This is a genomic window from Acidobacteriota bacterium, assembly GCA_016196035.1.
Taxonomy (GTDB): Bacteria; Acidobacteriota; Blastocatellia; order RBC074; family RBC074; genus JACPYM01.
This window is the reverse complement of sequence record JACPYM010000007.1, coordinates 54,890-68,865: the sequence shown is the minus strand read 5'-3', so window position 1 is coordinate 68,865 and position 13,976 is coordinate 54,890. Positions and strand designations below refer to the sequence as shown.

At 59.2% G+C, this 13,976-nt stretch carries 12 protein-coding genes, 1 tRNA gene and 2 pseudogenes; 8 read left to right on the top strand and 7 right to left on the bottom strand.

Annotation, left to right across the window (positions count from 1 at the left end):
* The first annotated feature begins 1 nt into the window (after nt 1).
* The 5 genes and pseudogenes from HY011_02855 to HY011_02835 all read left to right on the top strand — a co-directional run bounded on the left by HY011_02855 (nt 2) and on the right by HY011_02835 (nt 2,640).
* Nucleotides 2-475 carry a type II toxin-antitoxin system VapC family toxin gene (locus HY011_02855; protein MBI3421852.1) on the top strand — a complete coding sequence of 158 codons (474 nt, stop codon included), beginning with the start codon at nt 2-4 and terminating at the stop codon, nt 473-475.
* Nucleotides 472-672, top strand: coding sequence for a hypothetical protein (locus HY011_02850; GenBank protein ID MBI3421851.1), 201 nt, complete (start codon nt 472-474; stop codon nt 670-672). Before HY011_02855 ends, HY011_02850 begins: the two co-directional genes overlap by 4 nt.
* A gap of 155 nt (nt 673-827) precedes the next feature.
* Nucleotides 828-1,193, top strand: a pseudogene (locus HY011_02845) (toll/interleukin-1 receptor domain-containing protein).
* A 156-nt stretch (nt 1,194-1,349) separates the two neighbouring features.
* Nucleotides 1,350-2,089 (top strand): annotated as a pseudogene (locus HY011_02840) (formylglycine-generating enzyme family protein).
* Between the two features lie 278 nt (nt 2,090-2,367).
* Nucleotides 2,368-2,640, top strand: a complete 273-nt coding sequence (locus tag HY011_02835) for a hypothetical protein (GenBank protein ID MBI3421850.1) — start codon at nt 2,368-2,370, stop codon at nt 2,638-2,640.
* A gap of 113 nt (nt 2,641-2,753) precedes the next feature.
* Here HY011_02835 and HY011_02830 read toward each other — a convergent pair whose 3' ends face one another.
* On the bottom strand, nt 2,754-3,545 hold the full coding sequence (locus tag HY011_02830) for an SAM-dependent chlorinase/fluorinase (protein ID MBI3421849.1): 792 nt from the start codon (nt 3,543-3,545) through the stop codon (nt 2,754-2,756).
* A 77-nt stretch (nt 3,546-3,622) separates the two neighbouring features.
* Nucleotides 3,623-4,690 (bottom strand): hypothetical protein, encoded by a 1,068-nt coding sequence (locus HY011_02825; GenBank protein ID MBI3421848.1) that lies wholly within the window; start codon nt 4,688-4,690, stop codon nt 3,623-3,625.
* Nucleotides 4,691-5,102: 412 nt separating this feature from the next.
* On the opposite strand from HY011_02825, the gene HY011_02820 reads away from it, so the two are divergent.
* Nucleotides 5,103-8,261: a PAS domain S-box protein gene (locus HY011_02820; GenBank protein ID MBI3421847.1), complete on the top strand. Its 3,159-nt coding sequence runs from the start codon at nt 5,103-5,105 to the stop codon at nt 8,259-8,261.
* A 232-nt stretch (nt 8,262-8,493) separates the two neighbouring features.
* Entirely contained in the window at nt 8,494-9,702 is a 1,209-nt protein-coding gene (gene nifS, locus HY011_02815) for a cysteine desulfurase NifS (protein MBI3421846.1), read from the top strand.
* 15 nt (nt 9,703-9,717) lie between these two features.
* Here nifS and HY011_02810 read toward each other — a convergent pair whose 3' ends face one another.
* Entirely contained in the window at nt 9,718-10,278 is a 561-nt protein-coding gene (locus HY011_02810; protein ID MBI3421845.1) for a hypothetical protein, read from the bottom strand.
* A gap of 129 nt (nt 10,279-10,407) precedes the next feature.
* Here HY011_02810 and HY011_02805 point away from each other — a divergent pair.
* Nucleotides 10,408-10,481 (top strand) — tRNA-Pro (locus HY011_02805).
* Between the two features lie 176 nt (nt 10,482-10,657).
* Here HY011_02805 and HY011_02800 read toward each other — a convergent pair.
* The 4 genes from HY011_02800 to tkt all read right to left on the bottom strand — a co-directional run bounded on the left by HY011_02800 (nt 10,658) and on the right by tkt (nt 13,751).
* Nucleotides 10,658-10,915, bottom strand: a complete 258-nt coding sequence (locus tag HY011_02800; protein ID MBI3421844.1) for a hypothetical protein — start codon at nt 10,913-10,915, stop codon at nt 10,658-10,660.
* Entirely contained in the window at nt 10,896-11,177 is a 282-nt protein-coding gene (locus HY011_02795) for a BrnT family toxin (protein MBI3421843.1), read from the bottom strand. Before HY011_02795 ends, HY011_02800 begins: the two co-directional genes overlap by 20 nt.
* Before the next feature lie 69 nt (nt 11,178-11,246).
* Nucleotides 11,247-11,618 carry a hypothetical protein gene (locus tag HY011_02790; GenBank protein ID MBI3421842.1) on the bottom strand — a complete coding sequence of 124 codons (372 nt, stop codon included), beginning with the start codon at nt 11,616-11,618 and terminating at the stop codon, nt 11,247-11,249.
* Nucleotides 11,619-11,741: 123 nt separating this feature from the next.
* Entirely contained in the window at nt 11,742-13,751 is a 2,010-nt protein-coding gene (tkt, locus tag HY011_02785) for a transketolase (protein MBI3421841.1), read from the bottom strand.
* Nucleotides 13,752-13,976: the final 225 nt, after the last annotated feature.

The window sequence follows — 13,976 nt, the reverse complement described above, 5'->3', positions numbered from 1 at the left end:
AATGGCAAAAGTCTACATTGAAACCAGCATGGTCAGCTACCTGGTCGCACGCCGCAGCCGTGATTTGATTGTGGCCGCGCGGCAACAATTGGCCAATGACTGGTGGGACAATGAACGGGAAAAATATGACCTGTTTATTTCAGAAGTCGTGTTGCAAGAAGCGCGCTTAGGTGATCCTGGCGAGATTGCCAAACGGATGCAGGCACTGGCCGGACTGTCCTTGCTGAAAGTGACGAATGAAGCGCACGCGCTGGCGGATGAGCTACTTAAACGCGGAGCCTTGCCGGTGAAAGCGCAACGTGACGCCTTGCATATTGCCGTAGCAACGGCCAACGGGATTGATTATTTGCTATCTTGGAATTGCAAACACATCGCCAATGCGCACGTGCGGCGTATGGTTGAGCGCATCTTTCGCGCTACTGGCTATGAGCCGTCAGTCATCTGCACACCTGAAGAATTAGGAGAAATACTATGACGACCGATCCGATCATTGAAGAGTTGCACCAAATCCGCGACCAACTGGCCGCCAAATTCAATTACGACCTGCAAGCCATCGTGGCTGATCTGCAAGCGCAGGAAAAAACTGAAGACCGCCCCGTCGTCTCGTTTGCGCCACAACGCATCCCCGTTGACGAACCGGCAGAAGTTGCCAACAGTCAACGCGCGGCCTAACGGGCGGTGGAACCACTTTGTCAGCTTCGGCCAAGCTTGCGTCTGGCAGGCTTGCGCTGCCACGCGCACATCGGTTAGATAGTGCGCGCTCAGTCCGCTGCAACAAGCCCCAACGCTGAGCCGCAACCCTTCAATGCAACTTCAGGTATCCCTCGATGGCGCAAATCTTCATCAGCTATGCCCGCGAAGACTCGACGCGAGTCAAGGCTTTGCATCAGCGTTTGAAAGACGCGGGGTTTGAACCCTGGCTCGACCGCGAACATATCGTGCCGGGCCAGCAGTGGGAACCGGTGCTCAAACGCGCGCTCAAAGGCTCCGATTTCGTGCTGGTGTGTCTGTCGGAAACTTCGATCAACAAGCGCGGCTTTTTGCGGCGCGAGATCAAACAGGCGCTTGAACAGGCGCAGGACAAATTCGAAGACGACGTTTACCTGATCCCGGCGCGGCTGGATGATTGCGTGGTGCCGGACATTTTGGAGCACCTGCAATGGGTGGATTTGTTTGAGGATTATGGCTGGGAGGATTTGCTGGGCGCGTTTGAGGTTGGCTTACGGAAGCTTGGAAAGCCGTCCCCGCAGCCACCAGCACAGCCACAGCCGCCTCAACAGCCCACGCCCGCGCCGCGTGTTGAGCCTTCCCCAAGAGTGCGGCCACACCCAGCACATTTAAGTGCTTCGATGCCCTCGCCCGCTATACTTCTCAATGAAGCGGTGCTTGCCCCCCAATTCAGCGAAAACCTCAACGGTGTGCCGCTTGAAATGCTGCTCGTGCCCGGTGGCAAATTCCTGATGGGTTCGCCAAAGAACACGGGCTATGACAACGAAAGGCCGCAGCACGAAGTCATTGTGCCCGCGTTTTATTGCGGCAAGTTCGCAGTGACACAGGCGCAATGGCAGGCTGTGCTGGGCAGCAATCCGTCCCACTTCACAGGCGATCTCAAGCGTCCGGTTGAACTGGTTTCGTGGGAAGATGCGCAAGCCTTCTGCAAAAAGCTGAGCGAGTTGACGGGCAAAACGTATTGGCTGCCGAGCGAAGCTGAATGGGAATACGCTTGCCGCGCGGGCACGACGGGCGATTACGCGGGTGAGTTGGAGGCGATGGCTTGGTATGGCAAGAACGCTGGCAGCACGACGCATCCGGTCGGGCAGAAACAGGCGAACAAGTTTGGGCTTTACGATATGCACGGCAATGTGTGGGAATGGTGCGAAGATGTTTGGCATAGTGATTACAAGGACGCGCCGGCGGATGGCTCAGCTTGGTTGAGTGGCGGAGACTCAAGTCGCCGGGTGCTGCGCGGCGGTTCCTGGAGCACTTCAATTCAAGGTACTGCCGCTCGGCCTATCGTCTCAATAATACGCCCGGCCACCGCGGCCTCTTTATCGGCTTTCGTGTTGTGTCCGGTTCGAGGACTCCGTAGCCCTTTGCCCTTTTACCCTCTTTACCCTTTTAACTATGCGCGAAGCGCATGAAATTTTTTGAGAATTTTGGATCGGGCTGATCCATTGCTCTTCCGCCGCCTTCGTGTGAGCGAGGCGGCGCAAGCGGGGGACGCCACTCCGGGTGCTCTATTTGTTGACCTGGAACTGCAAGCACATCGCCAACCTGACGATGCGCGGCGCGATTGAGCAAAGCTGCCGCGCCGCAGGTTATCAACCTCCGGCCATCGGCACGCCGGAAGAATTTGGAGTGTGAGAAATGCTGGAAGACCCAATCCTTGAGGAACTGCACAAAATTCGTGAAGAGTGGGCGGCGCAATTCAACTATGACATTCACGCCATGGTGGCCGACTTGCGCCAACGGCAAGAGGCGGAAAATCGCATCGTCGTGACGCTGCCGCCCAAACGGGTGCCCGTGCCGGACGCAGACGTATTTGTCGAAGCTGATGCGCCGCTGCCGCCGCTCACTTTTCCGCCGCTTCAAGCGCAAGACCAACCGTTGCTGGAAACCGTCATTGAAAAGCGGCGCTGACGGCCTCGCTGGTACGGTACCGCGCGCGCGCGCAAGCGGAGCCGTCGCCTGGCGCGCATTGTGCCTGAGTTGCCGACTGCCGCTTGCTTACGCGCGCGGTTCATCGCCGTCATTCACCAAATCAGTTTCACCTTCGCCCCCCGTACAATCCCACCTCTCGCTGCCGCTGACCCGCACCACAACGCCACTTCCCAATACCCCGCACTGCCCAAATACGCGAACAGTTGCTCCGGCTGCGCGGCTTGCGCGAAGTGCGTGCCGAATTGGGTGACCGCGTGCTCGCCGATGCTAAACATAGGCGGCGGCGGGCAGAGTGCGGAAGTGAGCGGCAATTCGCTTTCAGTGAAGTTCGTGAGGCAGTTGCCGAAGCGGTCAATGTGGATGATCTCGCCACTAATCGTGTTGGCGTCCGCGTCGGCTTGTGGTTGCGGAATGGCAAGGCGGACGTAATCGCTGATCTCCGGCCCGAACGAAGTGGGATGAATGCCGCGCGCGAGCCAGGCGACCAGCGGGGCAAAGACGTCGCGTCCGTGAAAGGTGGCGCTCGGTTGCGGGCGGTGAAATTCGGGACGAGCGGCGTGATAGACGCGCACTTCCGGTTCGCGGGCGTAGACAAAACTGAAAAGCCCGTTGTCGGGGCCGACAAAAAAATACTGTCCGGCTGCGACGACGAGGGGACGACGGGCGGAGCCTACGCCGGGGTCAACCACAGCGAGGTGAATCGTGCCGGGCGGAAAGTTGCGGTAACACGCGCCGAGCGTGAAGGCGGCGTGCTGAATGTCCTGGGCGGGAATGTCATGCGTCAGGTCAATCAGTTGGGCGCTTGGCTGAAGCGTGAGGATGACGCCTTTGACGGCGGGCACGAAATAATCGGTCGTGCCGAAATCGGTGAGCAGGGTAATCATTCGATTGCGGATTGCGGATTGTGGATTGTGGATTGGGAGGATGAATCCGCAATCCGCAATCCCAAATCCGCAATCGGTTAGTCGCGTGATTGCGCCGGGGCCGCCGTGCGAATCAGCATCTCTGTGCCGGGGTCGAGTTGCAGGTCTTTGCTGCCTTGATAAATCACGGAGCCTGCGCCCGCGCCCGCGCCGACAGCGGCGCCGATGGCTGCGCCTTTACCACCGCCGATGACGCCGCCAAGGATTGCGCCGAGCACTGCGCCGCCGCCGGTGCGCACGGCGGTGTCTTTGGTGCGGCTGCCGGTTTCGACATTGCCCTCTTCGTCAACGGTTTTGACCTGTTCGCTTTCATAAACGCGTTCGACCTGCGCGGCAAAGCGTCCGCGCTGGCCGTTGGGCATTTCAATCGAATCGAACGTCAGTGACAGTTCGGTCTTGCCGGACAGCTTGCCCGACTTGTTGAGTTTGGCGATGTGGCCGGTGACGGTGGCGTCGGCGTATTCGGACGGATCGAGCACGACGGCGGTGAATTGGTCGCCTTCGCGGTTGGTTTTGGTGCTGATCGGCGTTTGCAGCCGGACTTTCATCTCGACGCCGTCGCGCACCACGATGCGGTCGCGCGCACTGGCTGGGCGACGGTCATCCTGGCGCGGCGCGGGCGTGGCATCCGCCGTCCGCGTGCGATTGCTGGGCGCGGGCGTGGGCGGCGCGGGTGTCGTTTCCGCGCTGGCCGCCACATCGGCAGCCACGACTTTGCCTAGATTCGGCGGGATGGCCACCGTGTAACCGCGCCCGAAATAGCCATCGTCATAGCCTAATTCAAAGCCGATTTGGTAGGCGTCCTGAAACTCGGCCAGACGTCCCATTCTTTCCGCGTAGCCCCGGTCGGCACGGCGATAGGCTTCGCTGCTTTGCGCATTGCGCGGGCTGGCGTCGTTGAAATCGCTCTTGCCCTTGACGTAACCGTCTTCGTAACCCGCGCGATAGCCGTGTTCCCAGGGATAGCGATAGGTCGCGGGATCGTTGGTACGAACGGTCGGACGTGCCTGGCCGGAACTGGTGGTTCGGGTTTGTGCTTGCAAGTTGAAAACGCACAGCGCCACGGCGGCGAGCGCGTGGATAAAAAGGCGGGAACTCACTTTCATTATTGTCTCCTTCTGCTATTTCTACACAGCGGTTGCGTCAGGGGATTTCCGAAAGGGGTGCAGACTTTCTACAACATCAGGGCGAGCAAAACAAGCAAGCGGGGCGGCGGCAACGACGTGTTTCACTTTGGTTATGGCAACGGCCTCAGCGTCCTAGATCGGTTTTCACTTCCGTGTACGGGAAAACCACTGAACGGCGGTGCGGTACCGCGCGCGTGAGCAAGCGGCGCGTCAAGTGAGGCGAATTGGCAGCAGGGCAGCGCCTCCGCTTGCTCACGCGCGCGGTACCGCACCCCCCACGCTGCCCGTACACGCAATTGCAAACTGATCTAAGTCCCCTTTCTTAATCTTCCGCTGTGCCTATGATAAAGTTCGCCGGTCACCCACTCATCCAAACAACTCAGGAGGCGAAATGATCTTCTCCCGTAATCCTACGTTTGTAACGCGCTATGCCTTTACGATCGTGGCGGTAACGCTCGCCACGCTCTTGCGGTTTGCGCTCGACCCAATCCTTGAACTCAGAGCGCCGTTCATTATTTATTTACCGACGGTTGTCCTGTGTGCGTGGTTTGGCGGGATGGGGCCAGGGCTGCTGGCGACCGTGCTCAGCGCCATCACGACCTGGTACGTCTTTCTTCCGCCGCAATTTTCATTCGTGGTGACAGAGCCGACGGCACCAGCACAATTGATCATTTTTACGCTGGCGGGTGTGTTCAACTGTTGGCTGGCCGAAAGCCTGCATCGGGCGCGCCGGAAAACCGAAGCGAGTGAAGCCCGAGAGCGGGAACAACGCGAACGCTACCGCGTCACCCTCAGCAGCATCGGGGATGCGGTGATTGCCACTGACGCCCACGGCCAGGTGACGTTTATGAACCCGGTGGCGGAAACGTTGACTGGCTGGCAAAACACTGAGGCGGCGGGCCTACCGTTAGAAAAGGTCTTCCACATCATCAACGAAGAAACGCGCCAGCCGGTCGAGAATCCGGCGCTGCGGGCGATGCAGGAAAGCATCATTGTCGGCCTGGCAAATCACACGCTGCTGATCGCACGGGATGGGGCAGAAATCCCAATTGATGACAGCGGCGCGCCCATCAAAGATGCTGAAGGAAAGGTCATTGGCGCAGTGCTGATCTTCCGCGATATAACCGAGCGCCGCCAGGTCGAAAAAGAACGCGCTTTGCTCGTTGAACTGGCCCGGATGCTTGATTCCGGCTTCGATGCCATCATCGTGCGCGACGCGCAAGACCATATCATGCGCTGGAATCGCGCGGCGGCGGAACTCTACGGGTGGACGAGCGAGGAAGCGCTGGGCCAAGTCACGCACACGCTCTTCAAAACCGTCTTTCCCAAACCGCTCCCTGAGATCGTCACCGACTTGCGCCGCAACCGCCGTTGGCAAGGCGAACTGATCCACACGTGCAAGGACGGTCAGCTTGTGACCGTGCTCAGTTGCTGGGTGCTGGAATGCGACGCGCAAGGGCAGCCCGGCTCCGTGCTCGAGACGAACATGGACATCACCGAGCGCAAGCGGGCGGAGGAAGCGTTGCGTGCAAGCGAGGCCCGCGAGCGAGCGCGCGCCAAAGAGTTAGAAGCGCTGTTTGCGACTATGCCAACCCCCATCTGGCGGTCTGACGATCCCGACTGCAAACACATCGTCGGCAACCCTGTGGCCAACGCTCTGCTGGGCGCTTCCGCCGGAGGAAATGTCTCGCGCAGTACCCCAGCCAGCGAGGCGGTCGTTTATCGCACGTTGCGCGCTGGCGTGGATGTTCCACCCGAGCAATTGCCGATGCAGCGGGCGGCGCATGAACGGGTCCTGGTTCAGGATGAAGAGTACGAACTGGTCCTGAGCGATGGGCGGCGCGTTCACCTTCTCATGCACGCCGCTCCGCTTTACGATTCGGCAGGCAAAGTGCGGGGCGCGCTCGCAGGTGGGATGGACATTACGGAGCGCAAACGGGCAGAGGAAGCTTTGCGCGGGAGTGAAGCGCGCTTGGCCGGATTGATCAATTCGGCAATGGATGCCGTCATCGTCGTAGATGCCGCGCAACGCATCCTGTTGTTCAATCCCGCCGCCGAGCAGATGTTTGGCTGCTCAGGCGGTGAAGCGCGTGGTGGCTCGCTCGACCGGTTTATTCCAGCGCGTTTTCGTGACGCCCACCGCCAGCACATCGGGAGCTTCGGCACGACGGGGGTCACCAGCCGCCGCATGGGAGCGCTAGGCGCGTTGAGCGGCTTGCGCACAAACGGCGAAGAGTTTCCCATCGAAGCCTCCATTTCGCACATGGAAGCCGATGGTCAAAAGCTCTTCACCGTAATCCTGCGCGACGTGACCGAGCGTAAGCGTAGTGAAGACGAGCGCGCCCAACTCCTGGTCAGCGAGCGCGCTGCCCGTGAGCAAGCCGAAACGGCCAGCCGCGCCAAAGATGAATTCGTCGCCATGATCTCGCACGAAATTCGCTCGCCGCTCAATGCGATCCTGGGTTGGGTGCAGATATTGCGCACGGGCCAACTTGATCAGGCCGCCACCGAACGCGCGCTCGAAACCATCGAACGCAATGCCCAGACGCAAGCGCAACTTATCGAAGACCTGTTGGACACCTCGCGCATCATCACCGGCAAACTCACGTTGAATGTTCGCCCGCTGGAACTGCGGCAGATCGTCGAGACGGCGCTCGACTCGATTCGTCCGGCGGCGGAAGCCAAAGCGATTCAACTGCGCTGGCAGCTCGCCACCCAGGACGGCGAGGTTTCAGGCGACCCGGCGCGCTTGCAGCAGATTGTCTGGAACCTGCTGTCAAACGCGGTCAAGTTCACCCCCCATCGCGGGCGCATCGAGATCGGCCTGGCGCGTGCCGACAGCCACTTGCGGCTCACTGTGCGCGATTCAGGCGCGGGCATCAGCCCGGAGTTTCTGCCCTATGTCTTCGACCGCTTCAGTCAGGCCAACACCAGCAGCGAACGCAAATATGGCGGACTGGGCCTGGGGCTGGCGATTGTGCGCCACTTGGTGGAATTACACGGCGGAACAGTGCACGCCGATAGTCCGGGCGACGGACAGGGCGCGACCTTTACCGTAACGCTGCCCATCAGAGACCGGCAGAAAGAAAGCACTGAATTCAAAGCGGCAGACGCCAGCGGCGCATCCATCGCGGCCCTCGCTGAGGCGATTCGGCTGGATGGCTTGCGCATTTTGGTGGTGGACGATGAGGCGGGTTCACGCGACTTGTTGTTGACCATGTTGGAGCAGCGCGGCGCGGACGTAAGAGCCTGCGCCTCGGCGGCGGAGGTCTTAGAAGTCATTGCGCAATGGCCGCCGGCAATCCTGGTTTCGGATATTGGGATGCCGGAAGTAGATGGTTACGCCCTCCTCAGAAAGCTGCGGGCGCTGCCAGCCGCGCAAGGCGGCGAAATACCGGCGGTGGCGCTCACCGGTTACAGCCGCAGCGCGGATCGCACCAGGGCGCTGGCGGCTGGCTTCCAAATGCACGTATCCAAGCCGGTCGAGGCCGCCGAGCTAATCGCGGTGATTGCCAGCCTGGCTGGGCGCATGAACATAGGCGGACTCTGAAAACCAGCGGTGGCCTGCTACAGCAAGGTCTAGTCAGGCTCAGCCACAGCAGCACAGGTTGTTTGGGGGGCAGAAAAAAAAACCTTTACCCTGTGAGACTTTGGCTCCGGACACAACACACGCTGCCAGATCGTCCGCTGTGCCTCGGTGGCAAATTTTCGGAGCATACATAGACCCTGCCTGCTTGACATTGCCCGTCTGAAATCTATGCTGTGACCGCAGGAGACGAGCTATGACAAGCAAACAAATCTATTTGGATAATAGCGCCACCACGCGCGTGGATGACGCAGTCGTACAGGCGATGCTGCCTTACTTCAGCGAAGCTTTTGGTAATGCTTCAAGCACGCATCGCTGGGGGCAGCAAGCCAAACAAGCCATCGAAACGGCACGCCAGCAGGTCGCCCAACTCATCAACGCACAACCGTCTGAGATCACCTTTCTTTCGGGCGGCACCGAAGCCGACAACCTGGCAATCAAGGGTATCGCCGCCGCGCACGCCGCCGCGGGCCAACACATCATTACGTCGCAAATCGAACATCCGGCCGTGCTGGCTTCGTGCGCGGAACTCGAAAAGCAGGGCTGGACGGTGACGCGTCTGCCGGTTTATCACGAAGGCATCGTGCGGCTCAGCGATGTCAAAGCCGCGTTGCGCGACGACACCGTGCTGGTCACGCTGATGCATTCCAACAACGAGATCGGCACGCTGCAACCCATTGCGGACATCGCGGCGCTAATCAAAGAACGGCGCGCGGCAGGCCAGCGCCACTTATACCTGCACACCGACGCGGTGCAATCCATCGGCAAAGCGCCCGTGGATGTACAGGCGCTCGGCGTGGATTTACTGGCACTGACCGCGCACAAATTTCATGGCCCCAAAGGCATCGGCGTGCTTTATGTGCGCAAAGGCGTGCGGCTCACCAGCCAAATGCACGGCGGGCATCACGAACGCGACCGGCGCGCGGGCACTGAGAGCGTTCCGTTGATTGTCGGTATTGGCAAGGCAGCGGAATTAGCGCGGCTGAATTTAGCCGAACGCAGCGAGCAGTTGCGCGGGCTGCGCGATTATTTGGAAGCGGGCCTGCTCGAAAAAATTCCCGACATCGCGCGCAACGGCGATGCACAACAACGCTTGCCGCACGTCGCCAATTTCAATTTTGATTTTGTCGAAGGCGAAGGCTTGCAGATTTCACTCGACTTGAAAGGCATTGCCGTCTCGACCGGTTCGGCCTGCGCTTCCGGTTCGGTCGAACCATCGCATGTGTTGGTGGCTTTGGGGCTGAATCAGGATAACGGGCGGGGCGCGTTGCGCTTCAGCCTGGGCAAAGACAATACAAAAGAAGAAGTGGATTACGTGTTGGAAATCCTGCCCCCGCTGGTCGAAAAGCTGCGCCAGCTTTCGCCCTTAGCCAAACAAAAACAACTGAACGCGGTGCCAGGCTAGCGGTTGATGACAGACTCAACGCAAAGCGATCAACACATCGGTTAAGCGTTCCACCGCTTGCACCAGACTTTTGCCGGCTTCATCAAAGCGGCCACCGGCCACCAGCCGCTCCGCATTCGCCGCCGATTCGGCGGCATACGACAATTTCAGATACTGCACCTGTAAGCGGGCATTGGCCTGGAACCGCTTCGACAAGGTTTCCAGCCCGGTGCGCACACCACTGATGTTGGTAGCCACGGCCTCTTTGGTCTGGCGATTTTTGGCTTCCGCCGCAGGCGACAACTCGCCGCGCCGCGATTGCTCTTCCGCCAATTCGAGGCCATTGGCGATCTTGCCGTAAACGTAAACGAAGCGCGTGACGATTTTCAGTTGCTCGGCGACATAACCAGCCTCGGTGCTCAGGTTGACTGGCGGCGGCGTGGGTGTCGGTGTGGGTGCGCTGGTGCGCGGTTTGGTGCTTGTGCTCTTGTGTTTCTTTTGCGCGAATGCCGCCGGGCCAACTAGCAAACACACCAAGAGACAAACCAATCCGGTGCGACCTACAGTGGCGGAGACTTGCATAAACTTGTTTTTCAATGGTTCCTCCGTGCAATGGGGGAGTGGAGTTTTAGGGTGCCTAATCGTCTCTGATCTGCGCCAGCGAGTCAATCCACCCAACCCGCAATTTGAACTTGCCCAACGCGTATGTATAATGGCCGCGCAGTACGGGGCGTAGCTTAGCCTGGTAGAGCGCTCGGTTTGGGACCGAGAGGTCGGAGGTTCAAATCCTCTCGCCCCGATTAGCTACATCAACCATTTACGGGCATCACCAAGATGCCCGTTTTGCTTTACAGACACATTCACGGACACATACGAGTCTAAAACGTTGAGTTCTGCCCCGTCCTGCCTAATTGTCAAAGATGCGCCTGGTTCCGGGTATGTCCCGGCCCGTCTCAAAAAAAGTTATCCCAACCTGCTACGCCGCCATCTGCCTTTCGCGCAGCACTTGGCGCAAAGCGTCATTGACGGCTTCGGGCGTTGGGAAGGCTTGAGTTAGATCGTCGGCCAGGCGCACATAGTGTGCAGTGGCTTGGGCGCGGAATTTAGCCTGTAATTCTTTAGCGTGGGCGTGGTGCTGGCGCTCTTGCTCTGTCTGCGGCGCACGCGGGCTGTATTCAGCCGCACCGAAATCGTCAGCATTGTCTTCGTCTTCGTCAATCAGTTTGATTTCCATAGTTTGTCCTTTCACGCGGAGTCGCTTTGCGCGCCGAAATGAGATGAACGTTTTCGCCGCGATACACGAATACCACTAACAAAATACGCCCTTGCTCAGAAAACCCGATAGCCCAAAACCGTTGTTCATATTCTGAATGATCGTAATCAGGTTCGATCATCACACCGGCGTCATTAAACACCGTCGCAGCTTCTTCAAATGTCACGCCCTGATGGTTGGCGGCATTGCGCGCTGCCTTGTCGTCATTCCACTCAAAGGTCACTTGGCCTTGCCTTTCTGCACCGCCCGTTGCTTGGCAGGCTTCGTCTCGACCGCCGCGTCAGCCTGCCGCTCAAGCGGCGCGGCGTTCTAACATTTCAACCTTGGCGGTCAAAGTCACCACGTCTTTTTCGATCAGCGCGCGCTGTGTGTTCTGCCGCTGCAATTCTTCAAGCTGGTGCTGCACTGTTTCGAATCGTGCGAGCATTTCGTTGCGCAGGCCATCAATCTTCGCCACTAGCTTTTCGTCGCGCTCGCTCATGCGCTTCTCAAGCTGGCCGGCGTTCTCGTTCATCCGCTTCTCGAACTGCTCGATCAGCCGCGTGGTGTTGCGCTCTGTTTGGTCAATGAGCCGGTTCATATAGCCCGCCGTGATACCCCAAACGGCCACGATCAGGGTGACGATGACGCCAGCGGCGGTGAGCAAGACTTGTGTCTTGGTCATTGGTTGGTTCCCTTTGCCTGCGTTTGCTGCCCTTGGGCCTGTTGATTGAAACGCCCGCATCATAGCCCCAAACAGAAACGGTGCACAGTCCGGTAAAATTGCCGCACGGTGCATCGCTGAAAACTACTTTCCAAGCAGCCCTTTCACCTTCGCCACGACATTCCCCGCCGTAAACCCAAACTTCTCCATCAATACTTGAACTGGAGCAGACGCGCCAAACCGATCCATCCCAATCACCACGCCGCCAGAACCAACATAGCGCTCCCAGCCGAATGAAACGCCTGTTTCAATCGCCACACGCGCGGTCACGGTGGGCGGCAGCACTTCGTCGCGATAGGCCTGTGGCTGGGCATCAAACAATTCCCAACTGGGCAGGCTGACGACGCGCGCGCCGATACCTGCTTGGGCCAAAGCATCTTGGGCTTCAACCGCCACGGCGACTTCGGAGCCGGTGCCGATGAGGATGACGTCCAGCTTGCCGGTGGGCGAATCGCTCATCACATACGCGCCTTTGGTCAGTCCTTCTGCTGAAGCGTATTTCGTGCGGTCGAAGGTCGGCAGCTTTTGCCGCGTTAGGGCCAGCGCTGTCGGGCTGTGTCGTTGCGCAATTGCTACGCGCCAGGCGACAGCGGTTTCGTTGGCGTCGGCGGGACGGATCAGCGTCAGCCCGGGCACGGCGCGCATGCCAGCCAGTTGTTCGATGGGTTGATGTGTGGGGCCGTCTTCGCCCAGGCCGATACTGTCGTGGGTGTAAACGTAAATCGTGCCCAGGCCCATCATCGCGGCTAAGCGCACAGGGGGGCGCATGTAATCGTAAAAGATCATGAACGTGCCGCCGAAAGGAATCAGCGGATGCGTCCGCGCGATGCCATTCATCACCGAACCCATCGCGTGTTCGCGCACGCCGAAATGGAAGTTGCGGCCGTGCGGGCTGCTGGCTTGAAACGATTCCGAACCATCAATCCAGGTGTTATTGGAGGGACGCAAATCCGCCGAGCCGCCAATCAACATCGGCAGTTTCGCGGCGAAAGCGTTGAGTGCTTTGCCGGACGCCTCGCGCGTCGCCATCGGTTTGTCGGCGGGAAAGACGGGCAGGGCGTCCTGCCACCCGGCGGGCAATTCGCCGCTCAGCCAGGTATTTAACTCGGCGGCCAGTTCGGGGTGTGCTTGGGCGTAAGCATCGAATTTCGCTTGCCAGTCGTTCTCGAATTGCGCGCCGCGCGTGACGCATTGGCGGAAATTGTTGAGGGCTTCTTCCGGCACAAAGAACGGCTCTTCGGAAGGCCAACCGAGGTTCTGTTTGGTCAGCTTGATTTCGTCCGCGCCCAGCGGTTCGCCGTGGGCTTTGGAGGTGCCTGCTTTGTTGGGCGAGCCGAACCCAATCACCGATTTGACGCAGATGATCGAAGGGCGCGCGTCGGCTTGCGCAGCTTTGATGGCGGCTTCGAGCGCGGTCACGTCGTTGGCGTCGGTCACGGTTTGCACGTGCCAGCCGTAAGCTTCAAAGCGTTTGGCGCGGTCTTCGGTAAAGGCCAGATTCGTGCTGCCGTCAATCGAAATATGATTGTCGTCGTAAAGGTAAATCAGACGGCCCAGTTTCAAATGGCCAGCTAAAGACGCGGCTTCGGATGAGACACCTTCCATCAGATCGCCGTCCGAAACGATGGCGTAAATGTGATAGTCAAATAGCTCGTGCCCGTCGCGGTTGAAATATGCGGCCAGATAATTCGCGCCAATCGCCATGCCCACACCATTGGCAAAGCCCTGTCCCAGTGGGCCGGTCGTCGTTTCAATCGCGGTGGAAAGTTCGACTTCGGGATGGCCGGGCGTCAGGCTGCCCCATTGGCGAAACTGCTTCAACTGATCGAGCGGGTAATCTCCATAGCCGGTCAGATACAACAAGCTATAGAGCAGCATCGAGCCGTGCCCGGCCGAAAGCACGAAGCGGTCGCGGTTGGCCCAGCGCGGATTTTTCGGGTTGTGGCGCAACAGCCGCGTCCACACGACATAGGCCGCGGGCGCCATGCCCATCGGCATGCCGGGGTGGCCGGAGTTGGCTTTTTGGACGCCATCCATCGCCAGTGTGCGGATGGTATTGATCGAAAGTTGGTCGAGCGTGGTTTGTTCAGACATCTGGTAATCCTCTCCCCTTGCAAAGTTAAATTGTAGGTGTGGAATGAGCCATTACAGTACCGCACGAACGGCGTTGCGGTCATCTGATTTTTTGCGTGGCAGGAAAGGCGAAATCTTTGGAGTGCGTGTGGCACAGGCCGCCGCTTTGGTATTCCTTCGGTCAGCAAATGCTTGAAGGAATACCAAAGCGGCGGCCTGTGCCACACGCACTCCAAAGACGCTGCG

Bases quoted from the DNA above. Each gene is read 5' to 3' on its own strand.
- HY011_02800 (MBI3421844.1), bottom strand. From the start codon at position 10,915: ATGGAAATCAAACTGATTGACGAAGACGAAGACAATGCTGACGATTTC.
- HY011_02790 (MBI3421842.1), bottom strand. From the start codon at position 11,618: ATGACCAAGACACAAGTCTTGCTCACCGCCGCTGGCGTCATCGTCACC.
- HY011_02835 (MBI3421850.1), top strand. From the start codon at position 2,368: ATGCTGGAAGACCCAATCCTTGAGGAACTGCACAAAATTCGTGAAGAG.
- HY011_02850 (MBI3421851.1), top strand. From the start codon at position 472: ATGACGACCGATCCGATCATTGAAGAGTTGCACCAAATCCGCGACCAA.
- HY011_02825 (MBI3421848.1), bottom strand. From the start codon at position 4,690: ATGAAAGTGAGTTCCCGCCTTTTTATCCACGCGCTCGCCGCCGTGGCG.
- tkt (MBI3421841.1), bottom strand. From the start codon at position 13,751: ATGTCTGAACAAACCACGCTCGACCAACTTTCGATCAATACCATCCGC.
- HY011_02820 (MBI3421847.1), top strand. From the start codon at position 5,103: ATGATCTTCTCCCGTAATCCTACGTTTGTAACGCGCTATGCCTTTACG.
- nifS (MBI3421846.1), top strand. From the start codon at position 8,494: ATGACAAGCAAACAAATCTATTTGGATAATAGCGCCACCACGCGCGTG.
- HY011_02830 (MBI3421849.1), bottom strand. From the start codon at position 3,545: ATGATTACCCTGCTCACCGATTTCGGCACGACCGATTATTTCGTGCCC.
- HY011_02855 (MBI3421852.1), top strand. From the start codon at position 2: ATGGCAAAAGTCTACATTGAAACCAGCATGGTCAGCTACCTGGTCGCA.